25 protein-coding genes and 1 pseudogene are annotated in these 26,985 nt (G+C 71.9%); 12 read left to right on the plus strand and 14 right to left on the minus strand.

Annotated features, from left to right (window positions below; genetic code table 11):
* Nucleotides 1-46 precede the first annotated feature (46 nt).
* Both AC0665_RS20320 and AC0665_RS20325 read left to right on the plus strand, forming a co-directional pair.
* Nucleotides 47-517, plus strand: coding sequence for a Dps family protein (locus tag AC0665_RS20320; protein ID WP_363121670.1), 471 nt, complete (start codon nucleotides 47-49; stop codon nucleotides 515-517).
* Nucleotides 518-719: 202 nt separating this feature from the next.
* Nucleotides 720-986, plus strand: a complete 267-nt coding sequence (locus tag AC0665_RS20325; protein ID WP_468639715.1) for a hypothetical protein — start codon at nucleotides 720-722, stop codon at nucleotides 984-986.
* Nucleotides 987-1,258: 272 nt separating this feature from the next.
* Here AC0665_RS20325 and AC0665_RS20330 read toward each other — a convergent pair whose 3' ends face one another.
* The 3 genes from AC0665_RS20330 to AC0665_RS20340 form a co-directional block, all read right to left on the minus strand.
* Complete coding sequence (locus AC0665_RS20330; RefSeq protein WP_478604575.1) at nucleotides 1,259-2,023, minus strand: SDR family NAD(P)-dependent oxidoreductase; 765 nt, start codon at nucleotides 2,021-2,023, stop codon at nucleotides 1,259-1,261.
* A gap of 32 nt (nucleotides 2,024-2,055) precedes the next feature.
* Entirely contained in the window at nucleotides 2,056-2,886 is an 831-nt protein-coding gene (locus AC0665_RS20335; RefSeq protein WP_478705503.1) for an Fpg/Nei family DNA glycosylase, read from the minus strand.
* A 177-nt stretch (nucleotides 2,887-3,063) separates the two neighbouring features.
* A complete protein-coding gene (locus AC0665_RS20340; protein WP_478705504.1) occupies nucleotides 3,064-7,980 on the minus strand; it encodes an ATP-dependent helicase in 4,917 nt (1,638 codons plus the stop codon).
* 118 nt (nucleotides 7,981-8,098) lie between these two features.
* On the opposite strand from AC0665_RS20340, the pseudogene AC0665_RS20345 reads away from it, so the two are divergent.
* The 3 genes and pseudogenes from AC0665_RS20345 to AC0665_RS20355 all read left to right on the plus strand — a co-directional run.
* Nucleotides 8,099-9,066: pseudogene (locus AC0665_RS20345) on the plus strand (AraC family transcriptional regulator); the annotation flags it as partial.
* Nucleotides 8,952-9,674: an AzlC family ABC transporter permease gene (locus AC0665_RS20350; protein WP_468402408.1), complete on the plus strand. Its 723-nt coding sequence runs from the start codon at nucleotides 8,952-8,954 to the stop codon at nucleotides 9,672-9,674. The pseudogene AC0665_RS20345 and the gene AC0665_RS20350, both read left to right, overlap by 115 nt.
* Nucleotides 9,671-9,982 (plus strand): AzlD domain-containing protein, encoded by a 312-nt coding sequence (locus AC0665_RS20355; RefSeq protein ID WP_363121675.1) that lies wholly within the window; start codon nucleotides 9,671-9,673, stop codon nucleotides 9,980-9,982. The genes AC0665_RS20350 and AC0665_RS20355 overlap by 4 nt, the downstream gene beginning before the upstream one ends.
* On the opposite strand, the gene AC0665_RS20360 is transcribed toward AC0665_RS20355, so the two are convergent.
* On the minus strand, nucleotides 9,983-10,927 hold the full coding sequence (locus tag AC0665_RS20360) for a hypothetical protein (protein ID WP_478705505.1): 945 nt from the start codon (nucleotides 10,925-10,927) through the stop codon (nucleotides 9,983-9,985). It lies immediately after the preceding gene.
* A gap of 80 nt (nucleotides 10,928-11,007) precedes the next feature.
* On the opposite strand from AC0665_RS20360, the gene AC0665_RS20365 reads away from it, so the two are divergent.
* The 4 genes from AC0665_RS20365 to recX all read left to right on the plus strand — a co-directional run bounded on the left by AC0665_RS20365 (nucleotide 11,008) and on the right by recX (nucleotide 15,068).
* On the plus strand, nucleotides 11,008-11,202 hold the full coding sequence (locus AC0665_RS20365; protein WP_363121677.1) for a DUF3046 domain-containing protein: 195 nt from the start codon (nucleotides 11,008-11,010) through the stop codon (nucleotides 11,200-11,202).
* A 389-nt stretch (nucleotides 11,203-11,591) separates the two neighbouring features.
* A complete protein-coding gene (locus tag AC0665_RS20370) occupies nucleotides 11,592-12,866 on the plus strand; it encodes an AI-2E family transporter (protein WP_478705506.1) in 1,275 nt (424 codons plus the stop codon).
* Between the two features lie 273 nt (nucleotides 12,867-13,139).
* The gene (gene recA, locus AC0665_RS20375) at nucleotides 13,140-14,270 is read left to right on the plus strand and encodes a recombinase RecA (protein WP_478705507.1); all 1,131 of its coding nucleotides are present in this window, start codon (nucleotides 13,140-13,142) and stop codon (nucleotides 14,268-14,270) included.
* A 3-nt stretch (nucleotides 14,271-14,273) separates the two neighbouring features.
* Nucleotides 14,274-15,068, plus strand: a complete 795-nt coding sequence (gene recX, locus AC0665_RS20380) for a recombination regulator RecX (protein ID WP_478705508.1) — start codon at nucleotides 14,274-14,276, stop codon at nucleotides 15,066-15,068.
* Nucleotides 15,069-15,126: 58 nt separating this feature from the next.
* On the opposite strand, the gene AC0665_RS20385 is transcribed toward recX, so the two are convergent.
* The 8 genes from AC0665_RS20385 to AC0665_RS20420 all read right to left on the minus strand — a co-directional run bounded on the left by AC0665_RS20385 (nucleotide 15,127) and on the right by AC0665_RS20420 (nucleotide 21,486).
* On the minus strand, nucleotides 15,127-15,549 hold the full coding sequence (locus AC0665_RS20385) for a rhodanese-like domain-containing protein (RefSeq protein ID WP_478705509.1): 423 nt from the start codon (nucleotides 15,547-15,549) through the stop codon (nucleotides 15,127-15,129).
* On the minus strand, nucleotides 15,546-16,082 hold the full coding sequence (locus tag AC0665_RS20390; protein ID WP_468639655.1) for a cupin domain-containing protein: 537 nt from the start codon (nucleotides 16,080-16,082) through the stop codon (nucleotides 15,546-15,548). Before AC0665_RS20390 ends, AC0665_RS20385 begins: the two co-directional genes overlap by 4 nt.
* Before the next feature lie 98 nt (nucleotides 16,083-16,180).
* A complete protein-coding gene (locus AC0665_RS20395) occupies nucleotides 16,181-16,228 on the minus strand; it encodes a hypothetical protein (protein WP_311314449.1) in 48 nt (15 codons plus the stop codon).
* A gap of 131 nt (nucleotides 16,229-16,359) precedes the next feature.
* A complete protein-coding gene (locus AC0665_RS20400) occupies nucleotides 16,360-17,967 on the minus strand; it encodes an FAD-dependent monooxygenase (protein WP_478705510.1) in 1,608 nt (535 codons plus the stop codon).
* Between the two features lie 176 nt (nucleotides 17,968-18,143).
* Nucleotides 18,144-19,040 (minus strand): amino acid ABC transporter permease, encoded by an 897-nt coding sequence (locus AC0665_RS20405; protein ID WP_478705511.1) that lies wholly within the window; start codon nucleotides 19,038-19,040, stop codon nucleotides 18,144-18,146.
* Nucleotides 19,037-19,702 (minus strand): amino acid ABC transporter permease, encoded by a 666-nt coding sequence (locus AC0665_RS20410; protein ID WP_468402428.1) that lies wholly within the window; start codon nucleotides 19,700-19,702, stop codon nucleotides 19,037-19,039. Before AC0665_RS20410 ends, AC0665_RS20405 begins: the two co-directional genes overlap by 4 nt.
* Before the next feature lie 84 nt (nucleotides 19,703-19,786).
* Nucleotides 19,787-20,623, minus strand: a complete 837-nt coding sequence (locus AC0665_RS20415; protein ID WP_478705512.1) for a glutamate ABC transporter substrate-binding protein — start codon at nucleotides 20,621-20,623, stop codon at nucleotides 19,787-19,789.
* Nucleotides 20,624-20,709: 86 nt separating this feature from the next.
* On the minus strand, nucleotides 20,710-21,486 hold the full coding sequence (locus AC0665_RS20420; RefSeq protein ID WP_363121688.1) for an amino acid ABC transporter ATP-binding protein: 777 nt from the start codon (nucleotides 21,484-21,486) through the stop codon (nucleotides 20,710-20,712).
* Between the two features lie 289 nt (nucleotides 21,487-21,775).
* Here AC0665_RS20420 and AC0665_RS20425 point away from each other — a divergent pair, with 289 nt between their 5' ends.
* Nucleotides 21,776-22,462: a response regulator transcription factor gene (locus tag AC0665_RS20425; protein WP_306930534.1), complete on the plus strand. Its 687-nt coding sequence runs from the start codon at nucleotides 21,776-21,778 to the stop codon at nucleotides 22,460-22,462.
* Nucleotides 22,463-22,471: 9 nt separating this feature from the next.
* A complete protein-coding gene (locus AC0665_RS20430) occupies nucleotides 22,472-23,878 on the plus strand; it encodes a sensor histidine kinase (RefSeq protein WP_478705513.1) in 1,407 nt (468 codons plus the stop codon).
* Nucleotides 23,879-23,899: 21 nt separating this feature from the next.
* Here AC0665_RS20430 and AC0665_RS20435 read toward each other — a convergent pair whose 3' ends face one another.
* The gene (locus AC0665_RS20435) at nucleotides 23,900-24,901 is read right to left on the minus strand and encodes a TAXI family TRAP transporter solute-binding subunit (protein WP_478705514.1); all 1,002 of its coding nucleotides are present in this window, start codon (nucleotides 24,899-24,901) and stop codon (nucleotides 23,900-23,902) included.
* Between the two features lie 97 nt (nucleotides 24,902-24,998).
* Here AC0665_RS20435 and AC0665_RS20440 point away from each other — a divergent pair, with 97 nt between their 5' ends.
* Nucleotides 24,999-25,406 carry a pyrophosphohydrolase domain-containing protein gene (locus tag AC0665_RS20440; RefSeq protein WP_468402437.1) on the plus strand — a complete coding sequence of 136 codons (408 nt, stop codon included), beginning with the start codon at nucleotides 24,999-25,001 and terminating at the stop codon, nucleotides 25,404-25,406.
* A gap of 361 nt (nucleotides 25,407-25,767) precedes the next feature.
* Here the strand turns inward: AC0665_RS20440 and AC0665_RS20445 are convergent, their stop codons facing one another.
* Nucleotides 25,768-26,985, minus strand: a complete 1,218-nt coding sequence (locus AC0665_RS20445) for a cation:proton antiporter (protein ID WP_478705515.1) — start codon at nucleotides 26,983-26,985, stop codon at nucleotides 25,768-25,770.

Genomic DNA, 26,985 nt, shown 5'->3' on the forward strand with positions numbered 1-26,985 from the left:
CGGTCATCGTTGAGGGGATGGCGGGGGGCAGTCCTCGGAGGTGCGGATGTACGTCGTGAAGAGCCCGTTGTCGGACGCGAACCTGAAGACCGTGTCCGAGGCGCTGCAAGGTGCCCTCGTCGATCTCGTGGACCTCGCCCTCGTGGCGAAGCAGATCCACTGGAACGTGGTGGGGCCGCGCTTCCGTTCCGTGCACCTCCAGCTCGACGAGGTCGTCGACACCGCGCGGAGGCATTCCGACACCGTGGCCGAGCGTGCCGCGGCTCTCGGTATCTCACCCGACGGACGTGCCGCGACGGTGGCCGTCGGCAGCGGGATCGGGGTGACGCCCGAAGGGTGGGTCGACGACACGACCGCCGTGGGCACGCTCGTCGAGGCGCTGGGCGCGGTGATCGCACGCATGCGGGAACGGGTCGACACCACCGGTGAGCCGGATCCCGTGAGTCAGGACATCTTCATCGGCATCACGGCGGACCTGGAGAAGCATCACTGGATGTTCCAGGCCGAGAACGGGTGACGCGGAGCGCGGGCACGGATACCGGGCCGGGCGGGAGATGTGCCACCGCTTGGCCTGCGGGGGTGCGTGGTGTGCGTGCGGGCGTATGCGGCCTCGGTGAGGTGCCTGGCGTGGCTGGCGTGCCTGTGCGCCGGTGGTGTGCCCTGGTTGGGGCCCGGGGGCGCTTCATGGCCTCGGGCTGGAGGTGGCGGCCGTGGCGGGCATAGCGCGCCCGGGGAGCCGGCGCTGGGGGTTTCGCGGGGTCGCGCTGGGGTTCGGGGCGCTGTGGTGGTGGGCCGTGCTGCGGCTGGTGACCGTGCCTGAGGCGGGGGCGCTGGAGGCGGCGGTCGCGGCCGGAGGGTGGGGGCTGAGCGTGCTGCCGGTGCATTGCGTGCCCAAGCGGCGGGCGCGGGGGGTGGTGGGAGCGGGGCGATGGCGGGGGGTGTGGAGGGTGGGGAGTCGAGGGGTGGTGGAGCGGCGGGGTGGGTGAGATTCATGCGCGGGGTCTGTCAGGGGTGTGGTGAGGGGTGGAGCGGACCTGAGCGCCATGGTGGGCTTGAGCGGTTGTGGTGGCTGCCGTCTGACCTGAGGCCGGTCAGTGTGGCGGGTGGCGCTGGGCGGGTGTGAGGGGCGATGCCGGTGCGGCGTGCGGCCCTTCTGGCGGCTGTGGGCGGCCCTGTGGGCTCGTGGGGCGATCGGGCGGGGCCCTGGCGCCCGGAGCGGCGGTGAGGGGCTCTGGCCGGCGCAGGCGGGCCGTTCCCGTCACCACGGCATGGCCACGCCCCCGTTCGCACGCAGGATCTGGCCCGTCGTGAAGGCCGACGCGTCGGAGAGCAGGTGAAGGACCGTGTGGGCGATGTCCTCGGGCTCGCCGACCCGGCCCAGAGGTGACATACGGGCCATGGCGGACTCGGTGTGTGCCTGGGACGCGCTGTCGTGCCGGTCGGTCATGGGCGTACGGACCCAGCCCGGGGCGACCGCGTTGACCCGGATGCCGTAGCGGCCGACCTCCGTCGCGAGGGTCTTGGTCAGCTGGACCACCGCCGCCTTCGCCGCGCCGTAGCAGAGCAGTCCGGGGCCGCCCGTGTCGACGGCGCCCGAGGCCATGGTGACGATGCTGCCGCCGGTGCCATGGGCGATCATCAGACGGGCCGCCTCCTGGCAGGCGTACAGCACTCCTTTGAAGTTGATGTTCCACACCCGGTCGAGGTCCTCGTCCCGGGTGTCCAGGACGGGGCTGCGATGCATGATCCCGGCGATCGCGGCCAGGGAGTCCAGGCGGTCGCAGGAGGTGAGGGCCTGCCGCAGCAGGGTCCGGTCGGTGACGTCGAGGGTGTGGGTGCGGGCCGTACCGCCGCCGTCCTTGATCAGAGACGCCGTCTCGTGCAGGCCCTCGGTGTCACGGTCCGCGCAGTGCACGGTCGCGCCCGCCTCGGAGAGCAGGAGGGCCGAGGCGCGGCCTATACCGCTCGCGGCGCCGGTGACGAACACGGTGCGGCCGGTGAGGTCGTACGCCGTGACAGGCATACAGGGACCGTACGAGCATTTCTGACGGGTCGTCAATTGGCGCGGTCGCGCCGCCGGGTGGGGGAGGCGGCCGGGGTGGGGCCCGGCTGGCAGGTGGGGCACCAGTAGGTGGGGCGTTCGCGGGAGCCGTCGCCCTGGTCGGCGACGCGGATCGAGGTCCGGCAGCGCAGACAGGGGCGCGGTGCCCGGCCGTAGACGAAGAGGTCCTGGCCGCGACGGCCCGTCGTGCTGCGGATCGGGCGGTCGCGGTTGGCCTCCAGCAGCCTCTTGGCGAGTCCGGGCAGCTTGGCGGCGCGGTCGGCGGGCAGGTCGCCCGCGGGGAGCCAGGGGGTGACGCCGAGCAGGAAGCAGAGCTCGCTCTTGTAGACATTGCCGATGCCGGCGAGGTTGCGCTGGTCGAGCAGGGCCTCCCCGAGTTCGCGGGCGGGGTCCTGGAGGACGTTGGCGAGGGCCCGGTCGGGGTCCCAGTCGGGGCCCAGGAGGTCGGGGCCGAGGTGGCCGACCGCGCGGTGCTCGTCGCTGGTGCGCAGCAGTTCCAGAACGGGGAGGCGGTAGCCGACGGCTGTGTGGTCGGTGTTGCCGAGGATCGCGCGGATCTGGTGGCCGGGGCCGCCGGTCCAGCGCCGGCCGTTGCCGTACACCTTCCAGGAGCCGTCCATCCGCAGGTGGGAGTGGAGGGTCAGGCCGCCTTCGATGCGGGTGAGGAGGTGCTTGCCGCGCGCGGTGACGTCCTGGACGGTGCGGCCGGTGAGGTCGGCCGTGGCGAAGCGGGGCACCCTGAGGTCGCTGCGGATCAGCACTGTGCCCGCGAGGGCGTCGTGCAACCGCCTCGCCGCCTGCCAGACCGTGTCACCTTCGGGCATGGGTCAAGGGTGGCACGGAGGAGGCGTGCTTCGTCGGGGCGGCTGTGTGCGGGTGGGGTGGATGTGCTCAGCCTGGTTCTCATATGCGCGAGTGGTCTTCATGTGCTCTGGCGCGGTCCTCATGGCGTGGGTGGTCCCGATGTGCTGGTGCGGTCGTCCGGTGCTCGGGCGGAGTCCTCAGGTGCGCAGGCGGAGTCCCCGGGGTGTCGCGATGAAGCCCGCTCGTTCCAGGAGCGTGCCGATGGGGGAGGTCAGGGCCTGGGCGCCGTTGACGCGCTCCACCGTGACCGTGCCGAGCGACCCGGCGCGGGCCGCCGCCGCGAGGGCCTCCGCGGCGTCGGCCAGCCGGGAGTCGTCGGCCAGTGCGCCGTCCGGGTCGGCGGGCCAGGCCAGCAGGGTCTTGCCGCCGCGCTCCATGTAGAGCGTCAGCTCACCGTCGACGAGCACCACCAGGGAGCCCGCCTTGCGGCCGGGCTTGTGACCGGCGCCGGTCGGCGGTTCGGGCCAGGGCAGGGCCGCGCCGTAGGCGTTCGCCGGATCGGCGGCGGCGAGGACGACGGCCCGGGAGGCGCCGTCGGGGCGGCCTCGGCGGCCCGGGAAACCCTGGTCGTACGCGCCGCGTCCGCCGTTCTGCCAGGGCGGGGCCGCCTGGGGGCCGTAGTCGCGCGGGGGGACCCACTCGCCCGGGGACGGCTCGGGAACGTCGTAGGGGGAACGCAGGTCGGGAAAGCCGTCGGGGCCCGGGGCACCGGTGTGGTCATGGGAGGGGGCGGAGACGTCCGGACCGGCGAAGTCATGAGCGGCGAACGGATCGGGTTGCGTGCCGGAGGCCGGTCCCGGCAGGTCCGCACCGCGGTCGCGGGCGTTGGAGACGGCGCGCAGCCGGTCCACCGCGCCGTCCATCGCGAACTGCGCCGCGCCCAGGCCCTCCACGACGTAGCCCCGACGGGCCTGGCCGCTCTCCTCGAAGACGGACAGCACGCGGTAGGTGGCCGAGAAGCCGCCCTCGACGCCCTCCGCCGAGACCGCGCCCCTGGTGACCACGCCGTGCCGGTCGAGGAGGGTGCGGGCGAGGGCGTGGGCCCGCACGGTGGGGTCGGGCTCGTGGGCGGGGAGCAGGGACCAGCGGCCGGCGACCGTCGGCGGGCCCGAGCGGGAAGCGGTGCGGGCCGCCGCCGTCAGGGAGCCGTAGCGGCCGCGCGGCATCGAGCGCTTGGCGCGGTGGGCCGTGGAGCCCGCGGTGCGGCCCGAGCCGAGCAGCGAGCGCATCGGGGTGAGGGTGTCGTTCGTCAGGCGGCCGGACCAGGCCAGGTCCCACAGCGCGTCGGCCAGCTGGGGGTCGCCGGCCTCGGGGTGGGTGGTGGCGCGGACCTGGTCGGCGATCTGGCGGAAGAACAGGCCGTAGCCGCCGGAGAGGGTGTCCAGGACGGACTGGTGCAGGGCGGTCAGCTCCAGGGGGTGCGGAGGCGGCAGGAGCAAGGGGGCCGCGTCCGCCAGGTAGAGGGAGACCCAGCCGTCCTTGCCGGGCAGGGAGCCCGCGCCGGCCCAGACGACCTCTCCGGCCGCGGTCAGCTCGTCCAGCATCGCGGGGGTGTAGTTCGCGACCCGGGACGGCAGCACCAGCTTCTCCAGGGCGGAGGCGGGTACGGACGCGCCCTGGAGCTGCTCGATGGCGCGGACCAGCCCGTCGATGCCGCGCAGGGAGTGCCCCTTGCTGATGTGCTGCCACTGCGGGAGGAACTGGGCGAGCGCGGCCGGTGGCACCGGCTCCAGCTCGTGCCGCAGGGCGGCCAGGGAGCGGCGGCGCAACCGGCGCAGCACGGCCGCGTCGCACCACTCCTGGCCGATGCCGGCCGGGTGGAACTCGCCCTGGACGACCCGGCCCGCCGCGGCGAGCCGCTGGAGGGCGCCCTCGGTGACGGCGACGCCCAGACCGAAACGAGCCGCTGCCGTGGCCGAGGTGAACGGGCCGTGGGTGCGCGCGAAGCGGGCGAGGAGGTCGCCGAGCGGGTCCTTGACGGGCTCCGTGAAGGCCTCCGGGACGCCTACCGGCAGGGCGGTGCCCAGCGCGTCGCGCAGCCGGCCCGCGTCCTCGATCGCCGCCCAGTGGTCCCGGCCCGCGATCCGGACCCTGATGGCACGGCGGCTGCCCGCCAGCTCCTGGGCCCATGAGGCCTCGGCGCCCCGCTCGGCCAGCTCCGCGTCGGTGAGCGGGCCGAGGAGGCGCAGCAGGTCCGCGACGCCCTCGGCGTCCTTGACGCGGCGGTCCTCGGTACGCCATTGGAGCTCCTGCTCCAGCTCGGCCAGCACCTCGGCGTCGAGCAGCTCGCGCAGCTCCGCCTGGCCCAGCAGCTCGGCCAGCAGCCGGGAGTCCAGCGACAGGGCGGCGGCGCGGCGCTCGGCCAGCGGGGAGTCGCCCTCGTACAGGAACTGGGCGACGTAACCGAACAGGAGGGAGCGGGCGAAGGGGGACGGCTCGGGAGTGGTGACCTCGACCAGACGGACCTTGCGGGACTCCAGGTCCCCCATCAGCTCCACGAGCCCCGGCACGTCGAAGACGTCCTGGAGGCACTCGCGGACCGCCTCCAGGACGATCGGGAACGAGCCGAACTCGCTCGCCACCTGCAACAGCTGGGACGCGCGCTGCCGCTGCTGCCACAGCGGGGTGCGCTTGCCCGGGTTGCGGCGCGGCAGCAGCAGGGCGCGGGCGGCGCACTCGCGGAACCGGGAGGCGAACAGGGCCGAGCTGCCCACCTGGTCCGTGACGACCTGGTCGACCTCGCCCTTGTCGAAGACGACGTCCGCGGCGCCCACGGGGGCCTGTTCGGCGTCGTACTCCCGGCCAGCCTTCACCGGCTCCTGGTCCAGCAGGTCCAGGCCCATCAGGTCGGCGTCCGGCAGGCGCAGCACGATGCCGTCGTCGGCGTGCATCACCTGCGCGTCCATGCCGTACCGCTCGGAGAGCTTGGCGCCGAGCGCGAGCGCCCAGGGGGCGTGCACCTGGGCGCCGAACGGGGAGTGCACGACCACCCGCCAGTCGCCGAGCTCGTCGCGGAAGCGCTCCACGACGATCGTCCGGTCGTCCGGGATGTGGCCGCAGGCCTCGCGCTGTTCGCGCAGGTAGGACAGCACGTTGTCCGCCGCCCACGCGTCCAGGCCGGCGGCGAGGAGGCGCAGGCGGGCGTCCTCGTCGGACAGTGATCCGACCTCGCGCAGGAACGCGCCCACCGCCCGGCCCAACTCCAGCGGCCGGCCCAGCTGGTCGCCCTTCCAGAAGGGCAGCCGGCCCGGCACGCCCGGCGCCGGGGAAACCAGCACGCGGTCGCGGGTGATGTCCTCGATCCGCCAGGAGCTGGTGCCGAGCGTGAACACATCCCCGACGCGGGACTCGTAGACCATCTCCTCGTCGAGCTCGCCAACCCTGCCACCGCCCTTCTTGGGGTCGGCGCCCGCCAGGAACACACCGAACAGGCCGCGGTCGGGGATCGTGCCCCCGGAGGTGACGGCGAGGCGCTGTGCGCCCGGGCGGCCGGTGATCTCACCGGTGACGCGGTCCCACACCACGCGCGGGCGCAGCTCCGCGAACGCGTCGGACGGGTAGCGGCCCGCCAGCATGTCGAGGACCGCGGTGAAGGCCGATTCGGGCAGGGAGGCGAACGGGGCGGCCCGGCGCACGGCGGCGAGGAGGTCGTCGAACTGCCAGGTGTCCAGGGCCGTCATGGCGACGATCTGCTGGGCCAGGACGTCCAGAGGGTTGGCGGGGACCTTGAGGGACTCGATGGAGCCGGTGCGCATGCGCTCGGTGACGACCGCCGCCTGCACGAGGTCGCCGCGGTACTTCGGGAAGACCACACCGGTGGAGACCGCGCCCACCTGGTGCCCCGCCCGGCCGACGCGCTGGAGGCCGGAGGCGACGGACGGCGGCGACTCGACCTGTACGACCAGGTCCACCGCGCCCATGTCGATGCCCAGTTCGAGACTGGACGTGGCGACGACCGCGGGGAGGCGGCCCGCCTTGAGGTCCTCCTCGACCAGGGCACGCTGTTCCTTGGACACCGAGCCGTGGTGGGCACGGGCGATGACCTGGGGGGCGCCCTGGGCCGCTCCCGAGCCGCCCATGAGCTCGGCGGGGGAGTGATGCTCGTCGAGGGTCTCGCCCGTGGCCCGCTCGTAGGCGATCTCGTTCAGGCGGTTGCACAGGCGCTCCGCGAGGCGCCGGGAGTTCGCGAAGACGATCGTGGAGCGGTGGGACTGGACGAGATCGGCGATCCGCTCCTCCACATGCGGCCAGATGGATGGGCGCTCGGCGCCCTCCTGGCCCTCCGCCACCGGGGAGCCGCCCAGCTCGCCCAGGTCCTCGACCGGGACGACCACGGACAGGTCGAACTCCTTGCCCGACTCCGGCTGGACGATCTCCACCTTGCGGCGCGGCGAGAGGAAACGGGCCACCTCGTCCACCGGCCGGACCGTCGCGGACAGGCCGATACGGCGGGCGGGCTTCGGAAGGAGGTCGTCCAGCCGCTCCAGGGAGAGCGCGAGATGGGCGCCGCGCTTGGTGCCGGCGACCGCGTGCACCTCGTCGAGGATCACCGTCTCGATGCCCGCCAGCGCGTCGCGCGTGGCCGACGTCAGCATCAGGAACAGCGATTCCGGGGTGGTGATCAGGATGTCCGGCGGTCGGGTCGACAGGGCGCGGCGCTCGGCGGCGGGGGTGTCGCCCGAGCGGATGCCCACCTTGATCTCGGGCTCGGGCAGGCCGAGGCGCACCGACTCCTGGCGGATGCCCGTCAGCGGACTGCGCAGGTTGCGCTCGACGTCCACCGCCAGGGCCTTCAGCGGGGAGACGTACAGGACCCGGCAGCGTTTCTTCGGGTCGGCGGGGGCAGGCGCCGAGGCCAGCTGGTCCAGAGCGGCCAGGAAGGCCGCCAGGGTCTTGCCGGAGCCGGTGGGGGCGACGACCAGCACGTCCGAGCCCTCGTGGATGGCCTGCCACGCTCCGGCCTGGGCCGTGGTGGGCGCGGAGAAGGCACCCGTGAACCAGGCGCGGGTCGCGGGGGAGAAGGCGTCCAGGGCTCGGCGTGCGTTGCTGGGCATGCGTCCATCGTGCACCTCGGCACTGACATCGGGTCCCGGCCGCCCCCTGACCTGCCGCTTCACCGCGGGAAGCGGGTGGGGGAGCGCCGCGTCGTCCGCCGCCGCGGACAATGGCCGTATGAGCGAGCGCGCGCGGCATTGGCGGTACGACGAGCTGCCCGGGGTCGATCTGCTGAGAGCCCGCTACGTGCACAAGACGTTCGTGCGGCACACGCACGAGAACTTCGTGATAGCCGCCATCGCCGACGGCGTGGAGGTGTTCCAGCACGGCGGCGGCGACCAGTACGCGGGCGCCGGGGCTCTCGCCCTGGTGAATCCCGACACCCCGCACACGGGGCGGGCCGGGGTGCCCGAAGGGTGGCGCTACGGGGCCGTGTACCCACCGGCCGAGGTGGTGGCGGAGATCGCGGCCGAGACGACGGCGCTGCGCGGGACGCCGGGATTCGTCAGCCCGGTGGTGGACGATCCGTACGCCGCCGGCCTGGTGCACCAGGTGCTGCGGGCAGCCGACGAGGGCAACGCGCTGGCCGCGGACACACTGCTGCGGGTCGCCGTGACCAGGCTGCTGCGGTCGAACGGCGGACCCATGCCGCAGCGCGAGGTGCGCACGGCGGGAGCCCGGATCGCCGCACGCGCGCGTGCGGTGCTGGAGGAACGCATGGCCCGGCCGCCGACCCTGGAACAACTGGCGGCAGGTCTGGGCACCAGCCCCTTCGCTTTGCTGCGGGCCTTCCGGGACGTCTACGGCATGCCGCCGCACGCCTGGCTCACGGACGCGCGCGTGCGGCGCGCACGGCGTCTCCTGGACGCCGGGGCGGCCCCCTCCGAGGTCGCCGTCACCGTGGGATTCACCGACCAGCCGCACCTCAACCGGCACTTCAGCCGGATCGTCGGCGTGCCTCCGGGGGCGTACCAGCGCGAGCGCAAGAACGTACAAGACCCGAGGTAGCCGCTGCCCTAGCGTGCGGGGCGTGGCAGATCAGACAGCTCTCGAAGACAACGACATCGGCGGGAAGACGGACCGGGCGGTCGTTCGCGACGCCCTGGGGGTCGGAGTGGCCGTGGGGCTCTCCGGGTTCGCCTTCGGAGTGACCTCGGCCGGCGGCGGACTCTCGCTGCTCCAGACGTGCGCGCTCAGTCTCCTGGTGTTCACCGGTGCCTCCCAGTTCGCCCTGGTGGGGGCCCTCGCAGCGGGTGGCGGCCCGTTCACCGCCGCCGCCGGGGCCTTCTTTCTGGGTGTGCGGAACGCCTTCTACGGCCTGCGTCTGTCGCAGTTGCTCGCCCTGCCGCGCGCGGTGCGGCCGTTCGCCGCCCAGTGGGTGATCGACGAGACGGCCGCTGTCGCGCTGGCCCAGCCCACCCGGCGCACCGCCCGGCTCGGGTTCGTCGTGACCGGGCTGAGCCTGTACATCCTGTGGAACCTCACCACGCTGCTCGGGGCCCTGGGCGCCGAGGCCATCGGGGACACCGACGCGTGGGGACTGGACGCCGCCGGGCCCGCGGTCTTCCTGGCCTTGCTCGCGCCGATGCTGAAGAGCGGCACCGAGCGGGCCGTCGCCGGGCTCGCCGTGCTGCTGGGGCTCGGACTGCTGCCCGTGCTGCCCGCCGGTGTGCCGGTGCTGCTGGCCGCCCTGGCGGCGCCGGTCGTGCTGTGGGCGGACGGCCGCCGCAAGGGCCGGGGGGACGCGCGGTGAACGTGTGGATCGCGATCGGGGTGACCGCCCTCGGGTGCTACGCCGTCAAACTCGCCGGGCTCCTGGTGCCCGCAGGGGCCCTGGAACGGCCCCTCGTCAAGCGTCTCGCCGCGCTGCTGCCCGTCGCGCTGCTGGCGGCCCTCACCGCCCAGCAGACCTTCGCCGACGGGCGGACACCGGTGCTGGACGCGCGGGCCGCCGGCCTCGCCGCCGCGGCCGTGGCCCTGCTGCTGCGCGCCCCGTTCCTGCTCGTCGTCGCCGTGGCCGTGCTCGTGACCGCGGGAGTGCGGGCCCTGGGCGCGGGGTGATCAGTCGATGGGCCGGCCGTACGCCCTGAGCACGCTCAACGCCTCGATCGTCACCACCGGGCGGGCCTCCAGGGCGGGTGCCGGTGCCCAGTGGCGCCAGCGGACGGGCCAGCCGCCGTCCTCCTGCTGCTGGGCCGCGAGGTGGTCGAGGGACCGGGCCATCTCGTCGTCCGTGAACCACGCGCGCGCGAGTGAGCGCGGCGTACGCGCGTAGTCGTACGGGAAGTGGTGCTCACCAGGTGCGTAGCCGGGGGAGACCGGATACGCGCCCAGGTCACCGGGGTCCAGGGCCGCGAGGCGGTGTGCGCGGACCAGGCGGCCGAGACGGTCGGCGGCCGCCTGCGCGCGCGGGCGGTCCGGGACGGAGTCCAGGAAGGCCACGGCGGCCTCGATCTCGTAGGGGTGCGACTTCTCCAGTGACTCGACCGCCTGCCAGCAGAAGTCCGTCGCCCGGAACAGCCAGGCGTGCCACACCTCGTTGCGGTGCAGCAGCCCCACCACCGGCCCGGTGGCCAGGAGATCACTGGGCGGATCGTCCACCACCGTCACGAAGGGGGCCGTGGGGTAGCCGCTCTGGCTGGGGTGGATCGCCGGGAGGGCGCCGTCCGCCGTGGAGACCGAGGTCAGGTAGCGGCACACGCGCTCCACGCTCCGCCCGGCGCAGCGCCCGACCGCGTCCAGCACGCGCAGGGCCTGCGCGGTGTGCAGCGGCTGGCTGACCGGACCGCGCAGATCGGGCTCCAGCCCGTGGCCGTACCCGCCGTCCTCGTTGCGGTAGGCGTCGAGGGCGGTCTCCACCGGGTCGGCGGCGCCGCCCCGGAAGTGGTGGGCGAAGCGGTGCTGATCGAGCACGCGCGCGGTGAGCCAGACGAAGCGCTCCGCGCGCGTGACGGGACTGTGCCGCGGGGGCGTCGGGGGGAGTTCGGTAGCTCCTGTATCGGCCATGGGTCAGACCGTAGGGCGCCAAGCGGGGCCGGCAGGCGGTCCCGGCTCAGGCCCACCCTCAGGGGCGGGATACTGGAGTCATGCGGTTGACGGTCTTCTGGCAGCGGATGGCGGAGCACTTCGGTCCCGGCTACGCCGAAACATTCGCGCGCGACCATGTGATGTCGGAGCTGGGCGGGCGCACGGTGCACGGGGCGCTGGAGGCCGGCTGGGACGCCAAGGAGGTCTGGCAGGTGGTCTGCGCGGTGATGGACGTGCCCCGGGAGAGGCGCTGACCCTGCCCACGGGCACCGGGCACCGGGCCGGGCACCGGAGACCGCTGACCGGCTCGGCCGGCCCCCCGGACAGCTGGCGGCGAGGCGTTCGCGGAGCGTCGGCGACTGGGCGAAGCGGATCGCGGAGCGTCCGTGGGGTGGGGGCGGAGCGTTCGGCGGAACGCCGGTGGGGTGGGGGAGAGCACTTCGGCGGAGCGCCGGTGGGGGGGGCGGAGTGGTTCGGCGGAGCGCCGGTGGGGGGCATTGCAGTTCGCAGAGCATCGGCGGCTGGCCTGGGCGCTCGCAGATCACCGGCGTCGGGCCGGAGCGGCTCGGTCGCAGAGGGCCGGCCGGGCACGAAGATCGCAGCCGGGCGGACGGCTGTCGGTGACGTGGGCGAGACTTGGACCGTGGCACCCACTGACGAGACCGGGCAGGCAGCCCCGCAGCCCTCAGATTCCGGCACTACGCCGCCTGCCCGGCCCCCGGTCGGCGGGGCCGGGGCGAACGGCCGCATGCCGCGCTGGCTGCCGCGCGCCCTGGTGCTCGCGCTCGCCCTCGTCGCCGCGTTCCAGCTGGGCAGCTGGGCCTTCCACCAGCTCACCGGCCTGCTGATCAACATCCTTATCGCGTTCTTCCTGGCACTCGCCATGGAGCCCGCGGTGAGCTGGATGGCCTCCCGCGGCATGCGCAGAGGACTGGCCACGTTCATCGTCTTCATCGGCGTGATGATCGTCTCGGCCGGTTTCGTCACCCTGCTCGGATCCGTCCTCGCGGACCAGATCATCAAGCTGATCGAGGGCTTCCCCGGCTACCTCGACTCCGTCATCAACTGGATCAACACGCACTTCAAGACCGACCTGAAGCGCGTCGACATCCAGGAGGGCCTGCTGCGCTCCGACTGGCTGCGCAACTACGTCCAGAACAGCGCCACCGGCGTCCTGGACGTGTCCGCCCAGGTCATCGGGGGACTCTTCCAGCTGCTCACGATCGGCCTGTTCTCGTTCTACTTCGCCGCGGACGGCCCGCGACTGCGCCGCACGATCTGCTCGGTCCTGCCCCCCGCCCGCCAGGCCGAGGTGTTGCGCGCGTGGGAGATCGCCGTGAACAAGACCGGCGGCTACATCTACTCCCGCGGCCTGATGGCGCTGATCTCCGGCGTGGCCCACTTCATCCTGCTCCAGGCCCTGGACGTGCCCTACGCGCCCGTGCTGGCCGTGTGGGTGGGGCTGGTGTCGCAGTTCATCCCCACCATCGGCACCTATCTCGCGGGTGCCCTGCCCATGCTGATCGCGTTCACGGTGGATCCCTGGTACGCGCTGTGGGTCCTGGTCTTCGTCGTCATCTACCAGCAGTTCGAGAACTACGTGCTGCAGCCCAAGCTGACCTCCAAGACCGTCGACATCCACCCCGCGGTCGCCTTCGGCTCGGTCATCGCCGGTACGGCACTGCTCGGTGCCGTCGGCGCGCTGATCGCCATCCCCGCCATCGCCACGCTCCAGGCCTTCCTCGGGGCGTACGTGAAGCGCTACGACGTCACGGACGATCCCCGGGTCCACGGCCACCGCCGCGGGGGAGAGGGACCGGGTCTGCTCACGCGCGCGCGAGGGATGTGGGCGCGGCGGCCGGGCGCCGAGCGGCCCGCGGACGACGACTCCACGGGCGGCTCCACCTCCTCCTCCTGAACGGCCTGAGCCGTCCGGGTCCTCCTGCGTCGCGACCTCCCGAGGCCGCCGCTCGCCGGATGCTCGGCGCTGTGTGGCGCGCTTGACACAAAAATCGAACATCCATTCTGATTGGGGCACCGGCCCGGCTCAACGAAGGGCATTTCGACATACTTTGGGTGGAGAAGTGCCCGAGTTATCCACAGGCCGGACGTGCGTCGGGGCGCATTGTCAGTGGCAGGCGTTAGCGTCTTTGACGTGAAGCGATCGACTCAAGCAAATCGGGTGGAACCCATGGCAGGAACCGACCGCGAGAAGGCCCTGGATGCCGCACTCGCACAGATTGAACGGCAATTCGGCAAGGGCGCGGTCATGCGCATGGGCGACCGGACCAACGAGCCCATCGAGGTCATCTCGACCGGCTCCACCGCCCTGGACGTGGCCCTCGGCGTGGGCGGCCTGCCCCGCGGCCGCGTCGTGGAGATCTACGGACCGGAGTCCTCCGGCAAGACCACCCTGACCCTGCACGCGGTGGCGAACGCGCAGAAGTCCGGCGGCCAGGTCGCCTTCGTCGACGCGGAGCACGCACTCGACCCCGAGTACGCGAAGAAGCTCGGCGTCGACATCGACAACCTCATCCTCTCCCAGCCGGACAACGGCGAGCAGGCCCTGGAGATCGTGGACATGCTGGTCCGCTCCGGGGCCCTCGACCTCATCGTCATCGACTCCGTCGCCGCGCTCGTCCCGCGCGCGGAGATCGAGGGCGAGATGGGCGACAGCCACGTCGGTCTGCAGGCCCGTCTGATGAGCCAGGCCCTGCGGAAGATCACCAGCGCGCTCAACCAGTCCAAGACCACCGCCATCTTCATCAACCAGCTCCGCGAGAAGATCGGCGTGATGTTCGGCTCCCCGGAGACCACGACCGGTGGCCGGGCGCTGAAGTTCTACGCCTCGGTGCGCATCGACATCCGCCGCATCGAGACTCTGAAGGACGGCACGGAGGCGGTCGGTAACCGCACCCGCTGCAAGGTCGTCAAGAACAAGGTCGCGCCGCCCTTCAAGCAGGCCGAGTTCGACATCCTCTACGGCCACGGCATCAGCCGCGAGGGCGGCCTGATCGACATGGGCGTGGAGCACGGCTTCGTCCGCAAGGCCGGCGCCTGGTACACGTACGAGGGCGACCAGCTCGGCCAGGGCAAGGAGAACGCGCGCAACTTCCTCAAGGACAACCCCGACCTGGCCAACGAGATCGAGAAGAAGATCAAGGAGAAGCTGGGCGTGGGCGTGCGTCCCGCCGAGCCGGCCGCCGAGCCGGGCACCGACGCCGCGGACTCCGCCGCCGCACCGGCCGACGCGACCCCGGCCGTTACCGCCCCCGCACCGGCCAAGACCGCCAAGTCCAAGGCCGCCGCAGCCAAGAGCTGACCCGTGACACGGCGAACCGACTGGGCGGAGCACGAGTACGCGTCCGGTGTCCCACGGGGGAGGGGCACCGGAGGCGACCCGGGCCCGGCCATGGACGGGGATGACGGCTTTGGGCCCGTGCCCCCCGAGGGTGATCGGCAGTACGGCGACGACACCGGGCCGCGCGGGGGCAGCTCGCGTGACGGTGGGCCGAGGGGCGGTCGTCGCCGCCGTCGGCGTGGCTTCGGGGAAGCGGCTGCCGATGCCGAGGACGGAGGTGTCCTCTCCTCGTCGAGGGCCGAGCAGGAGACACCTCCGGCGGACCCGGTCGAGCGGGCTCGGGCCATCTGCCTGCGCCTGCTCACCGGGACCCCGCGCACGCGGAGGCAACTCGCCGACGCCCTGCGCAAGCGGCAGATCCCGGACGACGCGGCCGAGGAGGTGCTGTCGAGGTTCGAAGAGGTCGGCCTCATCAACGACAGCGCCTTCGCGGAAGCCTGGGTGGAGTCCCGCCACCACGGCAGGGGGCTGGCCCGGCGCGCGCTCGCCCGGGAACTGCGGACCAAGGGCGTGGACTCCACGCTGATCGACGAAGCCGTCTCCCAGCTCGACTCCGAGCAGGAAGAGGCGACCGCGCGCGAGCTCGTCGCGCGCAAGCTCCGCTCCACCCGCGGCCTCGACCGCGACAAGCGCCTCCGCCGCCTCGCGGGCATGCTCGCCCGCAAGGGCTACCCCGAGGGCATGTCGCTACGGGTCGTCCGCCGGGCGCTGGAGGAGGAGGGCGACGACACGGAGTTTCCCGGGGACGAGGGATTCTGAGGGACGGGCGGGTGACGGCGACGCGCTCGTCCGGGGCGGCGCCCGTCCCGGATGGCGGCTAGCCCTCCACCGGCAACCCGGCCCCCCGCCAGGCCTGGAACCCGCCGACCAGGTCCGTGGCCCGGTGCAGGCCCAGCTGGTGCAACGACTGGGCGGCCAGGCTGGAGGCATAGCCCTCGTTGCAGATCACGACGACGCGCAGGGCGTGACTCGTCGCCTCGGGCAGGCGGTGGCTGCCCTGAGGGTCGAGGCGCCATTCCAGTTCGTTGCGTTCGACGACCAGGGCGCCGGGGATGAGGCCGTCCCGTTCGCGCAGGGCGGCGTAGCGGATGTCGACCAGCAGCGCGTCGCCGGCCCGGGCGGCCTCGTACGCCTGCTGCGGTTCGATCCGCTCGTAGCCCGCGCGGACGCGTTCCAGCAACTCGTCGATGCCCACGGGTGATCCGGGGGCGTGACCGTCCGGTCCGGGTGCGGTGCTCACTGCCAGTCCTCCGGTCGCTCGACCTGCTCCAGGCGCAGGATCGGGCCGCTGCGGCTGTAGCGGCGGATCTGCGGCAGCGGCGGGTAGTAGGCGTGGACGGAGATCGCGTGCCGGTCGGGGGACTCGTTGAGCACCTCGTGGACGTGGTGCCTTCCGAAGGCGCGGCCCTGGCCGGCCCGCAGCCGGCGTTGCCGGTCCACGTCCTCGGTGAGTTCCAGGGTCTTCCAGCCGTCGGTGGGCAGCCGTGCGGCGAGCGAATTCTCCTTGAGCTCGCCGGAGGCGATCAGGAAGGCGCCGACCGAGTCGGCATGGTCGTGCCAGCCGGTGCCGGTGCCCGGCGGCCAGCCGATCAGCCAGGCCTCGCTGCCGCCGGGCCCGTCCAGCCGTACCCAGGTACGGCCCTCGGGGTCGAGCGGCAGGGAGTCGATCAGCTCGGTGTCGGCGGCCGTGCGCCGGACGAAGTCGTAGAGGTCGGCCTGGGTGGGAGCTGCCTCGGAGGAGACAGCGGGAGTCGCGGAAGGGGATACAGACACGGGTGCCGTCCTGAAGGTCCTGATGAGGGTTCGCGAGCAAGGCGCGGCAGCCGACGGACAGAGCGCGGCGCGGCGCACAGGGGAAGGGGGAGGCGAAATCAGCAGGACGGGCGACACACGCAGCCCGCGTAACGGAGGAGATCCATATGGACCCTCCGCCACAGGCGCACACAGGTGTCGGTCACGCACCGGAGTACACCATGACCGTCCGGGCCGGTCAACTCACTGTCACCATGCGGACGCACCGTGACAGTGAGCCCGTCGTCCGGGCCGGGCGTCAGCGGGAGCCGGCCGACGCCCCGGCCTCTGCCTGCGCTTTCACCGGCCCGCCCATCGTGGCCTCCGCCGCCGCGTACAGGTCGGCCGGGCGCACGCCGCCCAGCGCGGTGACGAGGTGCCCGTCGGGGCGCACCAGAAGCACCGTGTGCGCGGCGGCGCCCGGATAGCTCTCGGCGACGAGCAGCTCGGCCGGGTACGGCAGGGCCGTGACCGCCGCCGCGAGCTGCGGCATGATGCCCGCGCTCACCCAGTGCCTGCGCTCCCAGACACCGGTGCCCGGCGCGACCAGCACCACGAGCAGCGCGCCGCGACCGAGCCGGTCCCGCAGCCGTACGAAGGTGCCGTCCTCGGCGGTGACCCGGACATCGGTGACCGGCGCGCCGAGCGGCGTGACGACCGGGACCTCCCCTTCGAGGCCCCGGGGCGCGAGCGGTGAGTCGGCGTACGCCCCCGGCGCGCCGAGCTGGCCCTGCCCCAGGTGACCCTCCGTGAGCAGGGCGTCGTGGCCCCGGGACGAGCCGGGCACGACGGCGCGCAGGCCGCCACCGCCGCGCAGCACGGGCAGCGCTTGGTCGGCGGCGCGCAGCCGGGCGGAGACGACCGCCCGCCGTTCCGTCTGGTAGCTGTCGAGGAGTGCCTCGTGCGGCCCGTGGTGCCAGGCCACGGCCAGTTTCCAGGCGAGGTTGTCGGCGTCCCGCAGCCCCTCGTCGAGGCCGTGCGTGCCCAGCGCACCGAGCAGATGGGCCGCGTCCCCGGCGAGGAACACCCGGTCGGCACGCCAGCGCCGGGCCAGCCGGTGGTGGACGGTGTGGACACCGGTGTCCAGCAACTCGTACGGCGGCGTGGTGCCGCCCGCCCAGCCGGCCAGGGTCTCCCGGATGCGGGTGAGCAGCAGTTCGGGGGTCACCAGGTCCTTGCCGGGGGGCAGGAGCCAGTCCAGACGCCAGACGCCGTCCGGCAGCGGGCGGGCGGTGACCTCGCCGGCCGAGGGGCCGGACGTGCGCCAGGGCGGCAGCCGGTGCAGCAACGCCTCGTCGTGCCAGGGCAGTTCGGTACGGAGCGCGGCGACGGCGTGACGTTCCACCGCCGTACGGCCCGGGAAGCGGATGTCCTGGAGCTTGCGGACGGTCGAGCGGGGGCCGTCGCACCCCACCAGATAACTGCCGCGCCACCAGGTGCCCTTGGGGCCGCGGGTGTGAGCCGTGACGCCCGAGGACTCCTGTTCGAGGCCGTCGAGACGGCTCTCCACAGCGACCTTGACGAGCCGTTCGCCCGAGAGGGCCGCGCGCAGGGCGTCGGTGAGGACGTGCTGGGCGATGTGCAGGGGAGCGGGCTCGGTGTCGTCGAAGACGATCTCGCGCATCACCTGCTTGCGCCGCATCGACCGCCATCCGGCCCAGTACGCACCGGCACGGGCGAGGGAGAGGCCGGTCAGCCGTTCCATCAGCGCGGTGGTGTCCTCGCGCAGCACGACGGTGCGTGCCGCACGGGGTTCGTCTTTGCCCGGGCCCTCGTCGAGGACGACGCAGGGCACCTCCTGACGGGCCAGCGCGAGGGCGAGCGTGAGCCCGACGGGCCCCGCCCCGACGATGATCACCGGGTCCACGGCGTGGCGCCCCCTGCCCGCGGTGGTGTCCTGAGAGACGTGGGTGAACAGGAAGGTGGAGCAGGGTGCACGATCACAGAACGTATGCAACCCATTGCCGGTGCTTGCGTCAAGTGACCAGGGGCAGTGGCGATCATGCCACTGCCCCTGAGTGTGTCACGTGAGGTGAACGCGTGTCAGACGGTGCCTCCGGCACCGGTGCCGGCCGTGCCGGCGATCTCCGCGTCGTTCGCGCCCACGACCGCGCCCGTCGACTTCTTCGCCCGCCGCAGGCGGCGCTCCAGCCAGCCGGCGAACGTGGTGAGGGCGAAGTTGAGGGCGATGAAGATGACGGCGACGACCGTGAAGCTGGCGATGACGTTGGCGCCGTAGTAGCCGCTCATCGTGTTCGCCGAGGAGAGCAGTTCGGAGTAGGTGAGGACGGCGCCGCCGAGCGCGGTGTCCTTCACGATGACGACGAGCTGGCTCACGATGGCAGGGAGCATCGCGGTGATGGCCTGAGGCAGCAGGATCAGGCGCATCAGCTGACCCTTGCGCAGACCGATCGCCATCGCCGCCTCGGACTGGCCCTTGGGCAGGGCCAGGATGCCGGCCCGGACGATCTCCGCGAGGACGGAGGCGTTGTACAGCACCAGGCCGGTGACGACCGCGTAGAGCGGACGGTCGTCGGAGGTGACGTTGGTGTATTCGGCGAACAGGGCGAGGCCGAAGATCATCAGGACCAGCACGGGGATGGACCGGAAGAACTCGACCACGATCGCGGCCGGTACCCGGACCCACACGTGGTCAGAAAGGCGGGCAATGCCCAGGACCGCGCCGAGCGGCATCGCGATGATCACCGCCAGGGCGGCGGCCTTCAGGGTGTTCTGCAGACCCGGCCAGATGTAGGTGGACCAGGCCTCGGTGCCGGTGAAGAACGGTTCCCACAGGGCCCATTCCAGCTGCCCCTTGTCCTTGAGGGTCCGGAACACCCACCACAGCAGGGCCGCGACGGCGACCAGGAAGACCACCGTGAGGATGACGTTGCGCCGCTTGGCGCGCGGTCCCTGCGCGTCGTACAGGACGGAGCTCATCGCTTCACCGCCACCTTCTTGCCCACCCAGCCGAGGATCAGGCCGGTCGGCAGCGTCAGGACCACGAAACCGAACGCGATGATCGCCGAGATCAGCAGCAGTTGCGCCTCGTTCTCGATCATCTCCTTCATCAGTACCGCCGCTTCGGCGACACCGATGGCGGCGGCCACCGTGGTGTTCTTGATGAGGGCGATCAGCACGTTCGCGAGCGGCACGACGGACGAACGGAACGCCTGCGGCAGCACGACCAGACTCAGCACCTGGCGGAAGTTGAGCCCGATGGCGCGGGCCGCCTCGGCCTGCCCGACCGGCACCGTGTTGATGCCGGAACGCAGCGCCTCGCACACGAAGGACGATGTGTAGAGAATCAGGCCTAGGACGGCGAGCCGGAAGTTGATCGTCTCGACGTCGTCCGCGCCGAGGGAGACTCCCAGTGTCTGGTTCAGGCCCAGCGACGTGAACAGGATGATCACGGTCAGCGGGATGTTCCGCACGATGTTCACGTAGGCGGTCCCGAAGCCGCGCATCAGCGGCACCGGGCCGACGCGCATGGCGGCCAGCAGGGTGCCCCAGATCAGGGAGCCGACGGCGGAGAGCACAGCGAGCTGCACTGTCGTCCAGAAGGCTCCCAGCAGGTCGTAATCCTTGAGAAAGTCGAACACGATCTCCCGTGCTTCCGCGTGTAGGGATGCGCACGCCGGTGCGCCGCCCCTTCCGGTGGACGGCGCACCCTGTCAGGCGCTGCTTCAGCTCTTGATCTCGCCGATCTTCGGCGCCGGCTCGTTCTTGTAGTCGGCCGGGCCGAGGTTCTTGTCCACGGCCTTCTGCCAGGACTTGTCGGCGACCATGTCCTCGAGAGCCTTGTTGATCTTGTCCTTGAGGTCGCTGCCCTTCTTGACCCCGATGCCGTAGTTCTCGTTGGTCAGCTTGAAGCCGCCGAGCTTGAACTTGCCCTTGAACTGCGACTGGGCGGCGTAACCGGCGAGGATGGAGTCGTCGGTGGTCAGCGCGTCGACGGCACCGTTCTGCAGACCGGGCAGGCAGGCGGAGTACGTCGGGTACGGCTGCAGCTGCGCCTTGGGAGCCAGCTTCTCCTTGACGTTCTGCGCCGAGGTGGAGCCGGTGACCGAGCAGAGCTTGGCGTTGTTCAGGTCCTTCGGCGCCTTGATCTTGTTGTCGTCCGCACGCACCAGAACATCCTGGTGGGCCAGCAGATAAGGACCGGCGAAGTCGACCTTCTCCTGGCGCTCCGGAGTGATCGAGTAGGTCGCCGCGATGAAGTCGACGTCACCACGCTGGAGCATGGTCTCGCGGTCGGCGCTCTTCGCTTCCTTCCACTCGATCTGATCCGCCTTGTAACCGAGCTTCTTGGCGACGTACGTGGCGACGTCGACGTCGAAGCCGGCGTAACCCTGCGGCGTCTTCTGGCCGAGGCCGGGCTGGTCGAACTTGATGCCGACCGTGATCGTCTTGCCGTCGCCGGAACCGGAGCCACCCTCGTTCTTGTCGCCGCCGCAGGCGGTGGCGGTCAGGGCGAGAGCGAAGACGGTGGCCGATGCGGCGGTGACCTTGCGGAGCTTCATGGTGAACATCCTTTGCCTGGTGAAGAGATGCGGGCCCTCAAGGGGTGAGCGACACGGGCGGGGCGCGTCGAACGCGACCCGCGCCGTCAGTGGTGCAGGATCTTCGACAGGAAGTCCTTGGCACGGTCGCTGCGCGGATTGCTGAAGAACTGGTCGGGCGCAGCCTCCTCGACGATTCGGCCGTCCGCCATGAACACCACGCGGTTTGCAGCCGATCGTGCGAAACCCATCTCATGGGTGACGACGATCATGGTCATGCCGTCGCGGGCGAGCTGCTGCATGACCTCCAGCACCTCGTTGATCATCTCGGGGTCGAGCGCGGAGGTGGGCTCGTCGAAGAGCATCACCTTCGGCTCCATGGCCAGCGCCCGGGCGATGGCGACACGCTGCTGCTGGCCGCCGGAGAGCTGCGCCGGGTACTTGTCGGCCTGGGCGGCCACGCCGACCCGGTCGAGCAGGGCGCGGGCCCGCTCCTCCGCGGCCTTCTTGTCCTTCTTGCGGACCTTGATCTGGCCGAGCATCACGTTCTCGAGCACGGTCTTGTGCGCGAAGAGGTTGAAGGACTGAAAGACCATCCCGACGTCGGCGCGCAGCCTGGCGAGTTCCTTGCCCTCGGCGGGCAGCGGCTTGCCGTCGATGGTGATCGAGCCGGAGTCGGTCGTCTCCAGGCGGTTGATGGTGCGGCACAGGGTGGACTTGCCGGACCCGGAGGGCCCGATGACCACCACGACTTCACCGCGGGCGATCGTCAGGTCGATGTCCTGGAGTACGTGCAACGCGCCGAAGTGCTTGTTGACGCTCTTCAGGACGACCAGTTCTCCGGTCGCGGCCACATCTTCCTTGGCCACCGATACTTCGGTCATCGCTCTCAGGCTCCGTCCTCCTCGGTTTCGGAGGACAGTAGTAACCCTCTACGACCTGCGTCATTACATCTGAGGGGAATCTGAGCATCACGATCCGATAGCAATCGGACACGTGTCGTAGCACTTGGAGCGGCGCTGATACCAGCCGGGTAACGGAAGCGGCCCGCAACCGGAACCCTCTTGACGCCGTCCTCGTCCATCAGCGTGACTGCACAGGGTGCACGCGCGCGCGTGCACCCGTTTGTGTACACATCTAGATCGTACGACCAGTGAACCGAAGGGGGCCCGGATGAGACTGCTGCTCGTCGAGGACGACAACCACGTCGCCGCCGCCCTGTCGGCGGTTCTGGCGCGGCACGGGTTCGACGTCACGCACGCGCGCAGCGGTGAGGAGGCCCTCCAGGCACTCGTGCCCGAGAGTGACTGCTTCGGTGTCGTCCTGCTCGACCTCGGCCTGCCCGACCAGGACGGTTACGAGGTCTGCGGCAAGATCCGCAAGCGCACCAGCACCCCCGTGATCATGGTCACCGCCCGTTCCGACGTGCGGTCCCGCATCCACGGCCTCAACCTGGGCGCCGACGACTACGTCGTGAAGCCCTACGACACGGGGGAGCTGCTCGCCCGCATCCACGCGGTGAGCCGGCGCACCTCCCACGAGGACACCTCCAGCGGCATAGAGACCGAGCTGCGACTCGGCCCGGTGCACATCGAGCTGCCCACACGCCGGGTCAGCGTGGACGGGTCCGTGATCCAGCTGACCCGCAAGGAGTTCGACCTGCTGGCCCTGCTCGCACAGCGGCCCGGAGTGGTCTTCCGCCGGGAGCAGATCATCAGCGAGGTGTGGCGGACCAGCTGGGAGGGGACCGGACGCACCCTGGAGGTGCATGTCGCCTCCCTGCGCGCCAAGCTGCGCATGCCGGCCCTCATCGAGACCGTCCGCGGAGTCGGTTACCGGCTCGTCGCGCCTGCCGGGTAGCGGGGCTGGGTGCGCACTCGTCTCCTCCCCCTGCTCATCGTCCTGATGGCGGCCGTGCTGCTCGCGCTCGGCGTCCCGCTCGCCGTGAGCCTGGCCGGCGCCCAGCAGCAGAAGGTCGTCGTCGACCGGATCGACGACACGGCTCGGTTCGCCGCCCTCGCCCAGTTCGTCACCGACTCGCCCGACGGAACCGCCGGCGCCTTCGAGAACGAGCGCCTGGCCACCCTCAGCAGTGAGCTGACCAGTTACTACGAGGTCTACGGCATCCGCTCCGGTGTCTTCTACCGCAGTGGCAGTGCCATGGCCCTCGCCCCCGCCGACTGGTCCCTGCCGAAGGAGGGCGAGGTCCGGGACGCGTTCGCCGAGGCTCTGCTCAGCCGCCGCAGCCACGACCCGCAGCAGGTGTGGCCCTGGCAGCGCCGCAATCTCGTGGTCGCCTCGCCGGTCATCCGGGACGGCGATGTCGTCGCGGTCGTCGTCACGGACTCGCCGACGGGACAGCTGCGCTCCCGCACGCTGCACGGCTGGCTGGTCATCGGCGCGGGCGAGTTCGCCGCGATGCTGCTGGCCGTCGGTGCGGCCCTGCGGCTGACCGGCTGGGTGCTCAAGCCCGTACGGGTGCTGGACGCCACCACCCACGACATCGCCACCGGGCGGCTCAAGTCCCGGGTCGCCGCCGCAGGCGGGCCGCCGGAACTCAGGCGCCTGGCCGCGTCGTTCAACGAGATGGCGGACAACGTCGAGGACGTGCTGGAGCAGCAGCGCGCCTTCGTCGCCGACGCCTCGCACCAACTGCGCAATCCCCTCGCGGCGCTGCTGCTGCGCATCGAGCTGCTCTCCTTCGAACTGCCCGAGGGCAACAAGGAGATCGCCTCGGTCCAGGCCGAGGGCAAGCGCCTCGCGCAGGTCCTGGACGACCTGCTGGACCTGGCGCTGGCCGAGCACACCGACGCTGACCTGCGGATCACCGACATCGGCGAGCTGACCGCCGAACGCCTCGCCGCCTGGGCCCCCACCGCCGAGGCCAAGGGGGTGCGCCTGGTCGGGGACTGCCCGCCGACGACCGCGTGGGCCGACCCGGTCGCGCTGTCCAGCGCGCTGGACGCGGTGATCGACAACGCGGTGAAGTTCACGCCCGAGGACCGGACCGTCGAGGTGACCGTCGCTTCCCGGGGCGACCTCTCCACCGTCGTCGTCGCCGACCAGGGCCCGGGCCTCACGGACGAGGAACTGGCCCGGGTCGGCGACCGCTTCTGGCGCAGCGGCCGGCACCAGAACGTGAAGGGCTCGGGGCTGGGCCTGTCCATCTCACGCGCGCTGCTGGCGGCGGGCGGCGGTTCGATCACGTTCGACCGCCACGAGCCGCACGGGCTGAAGGTGACGGTGGCGGTGCCGAGGTCGGGGCCGAGGGCGTGACGGTGCCCCGGGCAGGGTGCCCTACGGCTTGACGGACTGGTAGTAGCGCTGGGCGCCGACGTGCAGTTGCAGGGGGTCGGTGTAGATCGCCGTGCGGACGTCGACCAACTGGGCGGAGTGGACGGTCGCGCCGATGAGGTCCCGGCTGTCCAGCACCGTACGGGTCAGCCATTCGGTGAGCCGCGGATCCACGTCGCTGCGGGTGAGCAGCAGGTTGGACACCGCCAGGGTCGGCACCGGGTCGCCGCGCTGGATGGTGGGGTAGGCCGACTCCGGCATCTTGGTGGCCCGGTAGTAGCGCGTGGCGCCACCCTGGTCGTGCAGCTTGGCCACGAGCGTGGCGTCGATCGGCACGAACCGGAACGCCGAGGACGACTTCTTGGCCAGCCGGCTGAGGCCGTCCGTGGGCAGTCCGCCCGACCAGAAGAAGGCGTCGAGGCCGCGTCCCAGCCGCCGCGGCCCGGTGTCGATGCCGTCCGACGACGGCTTGATGTCCTTCTGCGGGTCGATGCCGGCGGCCTTGAGCACACCGTTGGCTATCAGCCGGACACCGGAGTCGGGCAGCCCTATGGCCACGCGCTTACCCCGCAGGTCCGCGACGGAGCGGATGTCCGAGTCGGGCGGTACGACGAGCTGGACGTAGTCGTCGTACAGGCGTGCGACGCCGCGCAGCCGGTCGGCGTCCGGGGCGTTGCCGAGCTTGTACGTGGCGACGGCGTCGGCCGCGGCGATGGCGAAGTCGGCCTTCCCCGTCGCCACGTCGGCGACGTTCTCCTGGGAGCCGGCGCTGGTCATCAGCCGCACGTTCAGGTCGGGCATGTCCTTGTCGATCTCGGTGCGCAGCAGTTTGCCGTACTCGTGGTAGACCCCCGCGCGGGTGCCCGTGCTGAACTTGATGGTTCCGCCCGGCGGCTCCTCGGCCCAGGGTCGCAGCCACCACAGCAGCAGGCCGAGGACCACGAGGGCGGCGGCGCCGACCTGCAGGGCCCGGCTTCTGCCGATCGGGGGGAGCGTCCTGGACATGCGGGCGATCCTGCCAGCCGGGGTGCCCCTCTGACCAGGGTGGGGGTCACAGGCGGGGGCGGGGGGAGTGTCGGTGGCCGCCACTACAGTCGCCCCCATGAGCTCTTCGCCCGCCGACCTGGTCCGTGAATTCCACCGCGCCTTCGGGCTGGACGCCCGCACCACCCCGACGGAGGTGCCGCCGGAGCTCGCGGCCCACCGCGGTGAACTGCTCGCCGAAGAGGCGGCGGAGGTGGCCGAAGTGTCGGTGAACGGCCCCCTCGACCGGCTCGCCCACGAGCTGGCCGACGTCGTCTACGTCGCGTACGGCACCGCCCTGGTGCACGGCATCGACCTCGACGCGGTGCTCGCCGAGATCCACCGCTCCAACATGACGAAGATCGGCCCCGACGGCGTGGTCTCGCGCCGCGAGGACGGCAAGGTCCTCAAGGGCGACCACTACGAGGCACCGGACGTGTCGGGAGTGCTGCGCAGGCAGGGGTGGGTGCCGGGCGGGGAGGCCTGAACGGGAGTGACGACCTCCGGCGCCGGGCTCCGGGGCTCCCCCGTTGCCCCCTGGCTCGGGCGGCCGGGCCGTCTCGGGCAACTCGGACGCGGGGTGCTCGGGCCGGGTCGCGCGGGCGGGCTCTGGTCGGACCCAGGGTGCGTGGGCCGTGCCGCTTTGGCCCGGGTAACCACGCAGGGTCACCAGGGTCGGGGCCGCCTGGACCTCGTCCTCCCGGGGGCCTCAGGCCCTCGGGCCTCGGGCCGCCTGGACACCGGGCCGCTTTGAATTCGGGCTGCCCGGACGGGGGCACCCGCATTCGGGGTCGGGCAAGGATCATCAAGCCGCCCGGCTCACACCCACCCCACGCCCCCGGCCCTCCTCAATCGGCAACCGGCGCCTCGGCCTCCGTCGCCCGGGGCGTGGGCTCCGGGTGCTGAGGCTCGCGGCGGCGGGTCCACCAGCTCGCCACCGGCTCGGTGTAGCGGGCGGTGAGGGGGCCGAGGACCACCAGGATGAGGACGTACGCCGTGGCCAGGGGACCGAGGGACGGTTCGATGCCGGCCGAGACCGCCAGGCCGGCGATGACGATGGAGAACTCACCGCGGGCCACCAGTGCGCCGCCCGCCCGCCAGCGGCCCTTGACCGAGATTGAGGCCCGCCGGGCCGCCCAATAGCCGGTGGCGATCTTCGTCATTGCGGTGACGACGGCCAGTCCGAGGGCCGGCAGCAGGACGGGCGGGATGCTCGACGGGTCGGTGTGCAGCCCGAAGAAGACGAAGAAGACCGCCGCGAACAGGTCACGCAGGGGGCTCAGCAGGGTGTGCGCACCCTCGGCGACCTCCCCCGACAGCGCGATGCCCACCAGGAAGGCCCCCACGGCCGCCGACACCTGGAGCTGCTGCGCGACACCCGCGACCAGGATCGTCAGGCCCAGCACGACCAGGAGCAGTTTCTCCGGGTCGTCGCTGGAGACGAACCGCGAGATGACCCTGCCGTAGCGGAGGGCCAGAAACAGCACGAGCCCGGCCGCGCCCAGTGCGATCGCCAGGGTCACGCTCCCGGCCATCAGTCCGACTCCTGCCACGAGCGCCGTGACGATGGGCAGGTACACCGCCATCGCCAGGTCCTCCAGCACCAGCACGCTGAGGATCACCGGCGTCTCCCGGTTGCCGACCCGGCCCAGATCGCCCAGCACCTTCGCGATCACGCCCGACGACGAGATCCAGGTGACACCGGCCAGCACGACCGCGGCCACCGGCCCCCAGCCGAGCAGCAGCGCCACGGCCGCCCCTGGCAGTGCGTTGAGGGCGCAGTCCACGAGGCCGGACGGGTAGTGGGTCTTGAGGTTGGAGACCAGATCGCTCGCCGTGTACTCCAGGCCCAGCATCAACAGCAGCAGGATGACGCCGATCTCCGCGCCCGTGGCGATGAACTCCTCGCTCGCGCCCAGTGGCAGCAGACCGCCATCGCCGAAGGCCAGACCGGCCAGGAGGTACAGGGGTATCGGGGAGAGCCGGAACCGGGCGGCGAACCGGCCGAGCAGGCCGAGGCCGAGAATGATGGAACCGAACTCGATGAGCAGAACCGCGGAGTGCAA

It is taken from the genome of Streptomyces sp. NPDC043685, assembly GCF_056436585.1.

What these genes read in the sequence shown, in the direction of transcription:
- AC0665_RS20320 (WP_363121670.1), top strand. Translation starts at nt 47, where the DNA reads ATGTACGTCGTGAAGAGCCCGTTGTCGGACGCGAACCTGAAGACCGTG.
- AC0665_RS20330 (WP_478604575.1), bottom strand. Translation starts at nt 2,023, where the DNA reads ATGCCTGTCACGGCGTACGACCTCACCGGCCGCACCGTGTTCGTCACC.
- AC0665_RS20335 (WP_478705503.1), bottom strand. Translation starts at nt 2,886, where the DNA reads ATGCCCGAAGGTGACACGGTCTGGCAGGCGGCGAGGCGGTTGCACGAC.
- AC0665_RS20340 (WP_478705504.1), bottom strand. Translation starts at nt 7,980, where the DNA reads ATGCCCAGCAACGCACGCCGAGCCCTGGACGCCTTCTCCCCCGCGACC.
- AC0665_RS20360 (WP_478705505.1), bottom strand. Translation starts at nt 10,927, where the DNA reads ATGGCCGATACAGGAGCTACCGAACTCCCCCCGACGCCCCCGCGGCAC.
- AC0665_RS20365 (WP_363121677.1), top strand. Translation starts at nt 11,008, where the DNA reads ATGCGGTTGACGGTCTTCTGGCAGCGGATGGCGGAGCACTTCGGTCCC.
- recA (WP_478705507.1), top strand. Translation starts at nt 13,140, where the DNA reads ATGGCAGGAACCGACCGCGAGAAGGCCCTGGATGCCGCACTCGCACAG.
- AC0665_RS20405 (WP_478705511.1), bottom strand. Translation starts at nt 19,040, where the DNA reads ATGAGCTCCGTCCTGTACGACGCGCAGGGACCGCGCGCCAAGCGGCGC.
- AC0665_RS20415 (WP_478705512.1), bottom strand. Translation starts at nt 20,623, where the DNA reads ATGAAGCTCCGCAAGGTCACCGCCGCATCGGCCACCGTCTTCGCTCTC.
- AC0665_RS20420 (WP_363121688.1), bottom strand. Translation starts at nt 21,486, where the DNA reads ATGACCGAAGTATCGGTGGCCAAGGAAGATGTGGCCGCGACCGGAGAA.
- AC0665_RS20425 (WP_306930534.1), top strand. Translation starts at nt 21,776, where the DNA reads ATGAGACTGCTGCTCGTCGAGGACGACAACCACGTCGCCGCCGCCCTG.
- AC0665_RS20435 (WP_478705514.1), bottom strand. Translation starts at nt 24,901, where the DNA reads ATGTCCAGGACGCTCCCCCCGATCGGCAGAAGCCGGGCCCTGCAGGTC.
- AC0665_RS20440 (WP_468402437.1), top strand. Translation starts at nt 24,999, where the DNA reads ATGAGCTCTTCGCCCGCCGACCTGGTCCGTGAATTCCACCGCGCCTTC.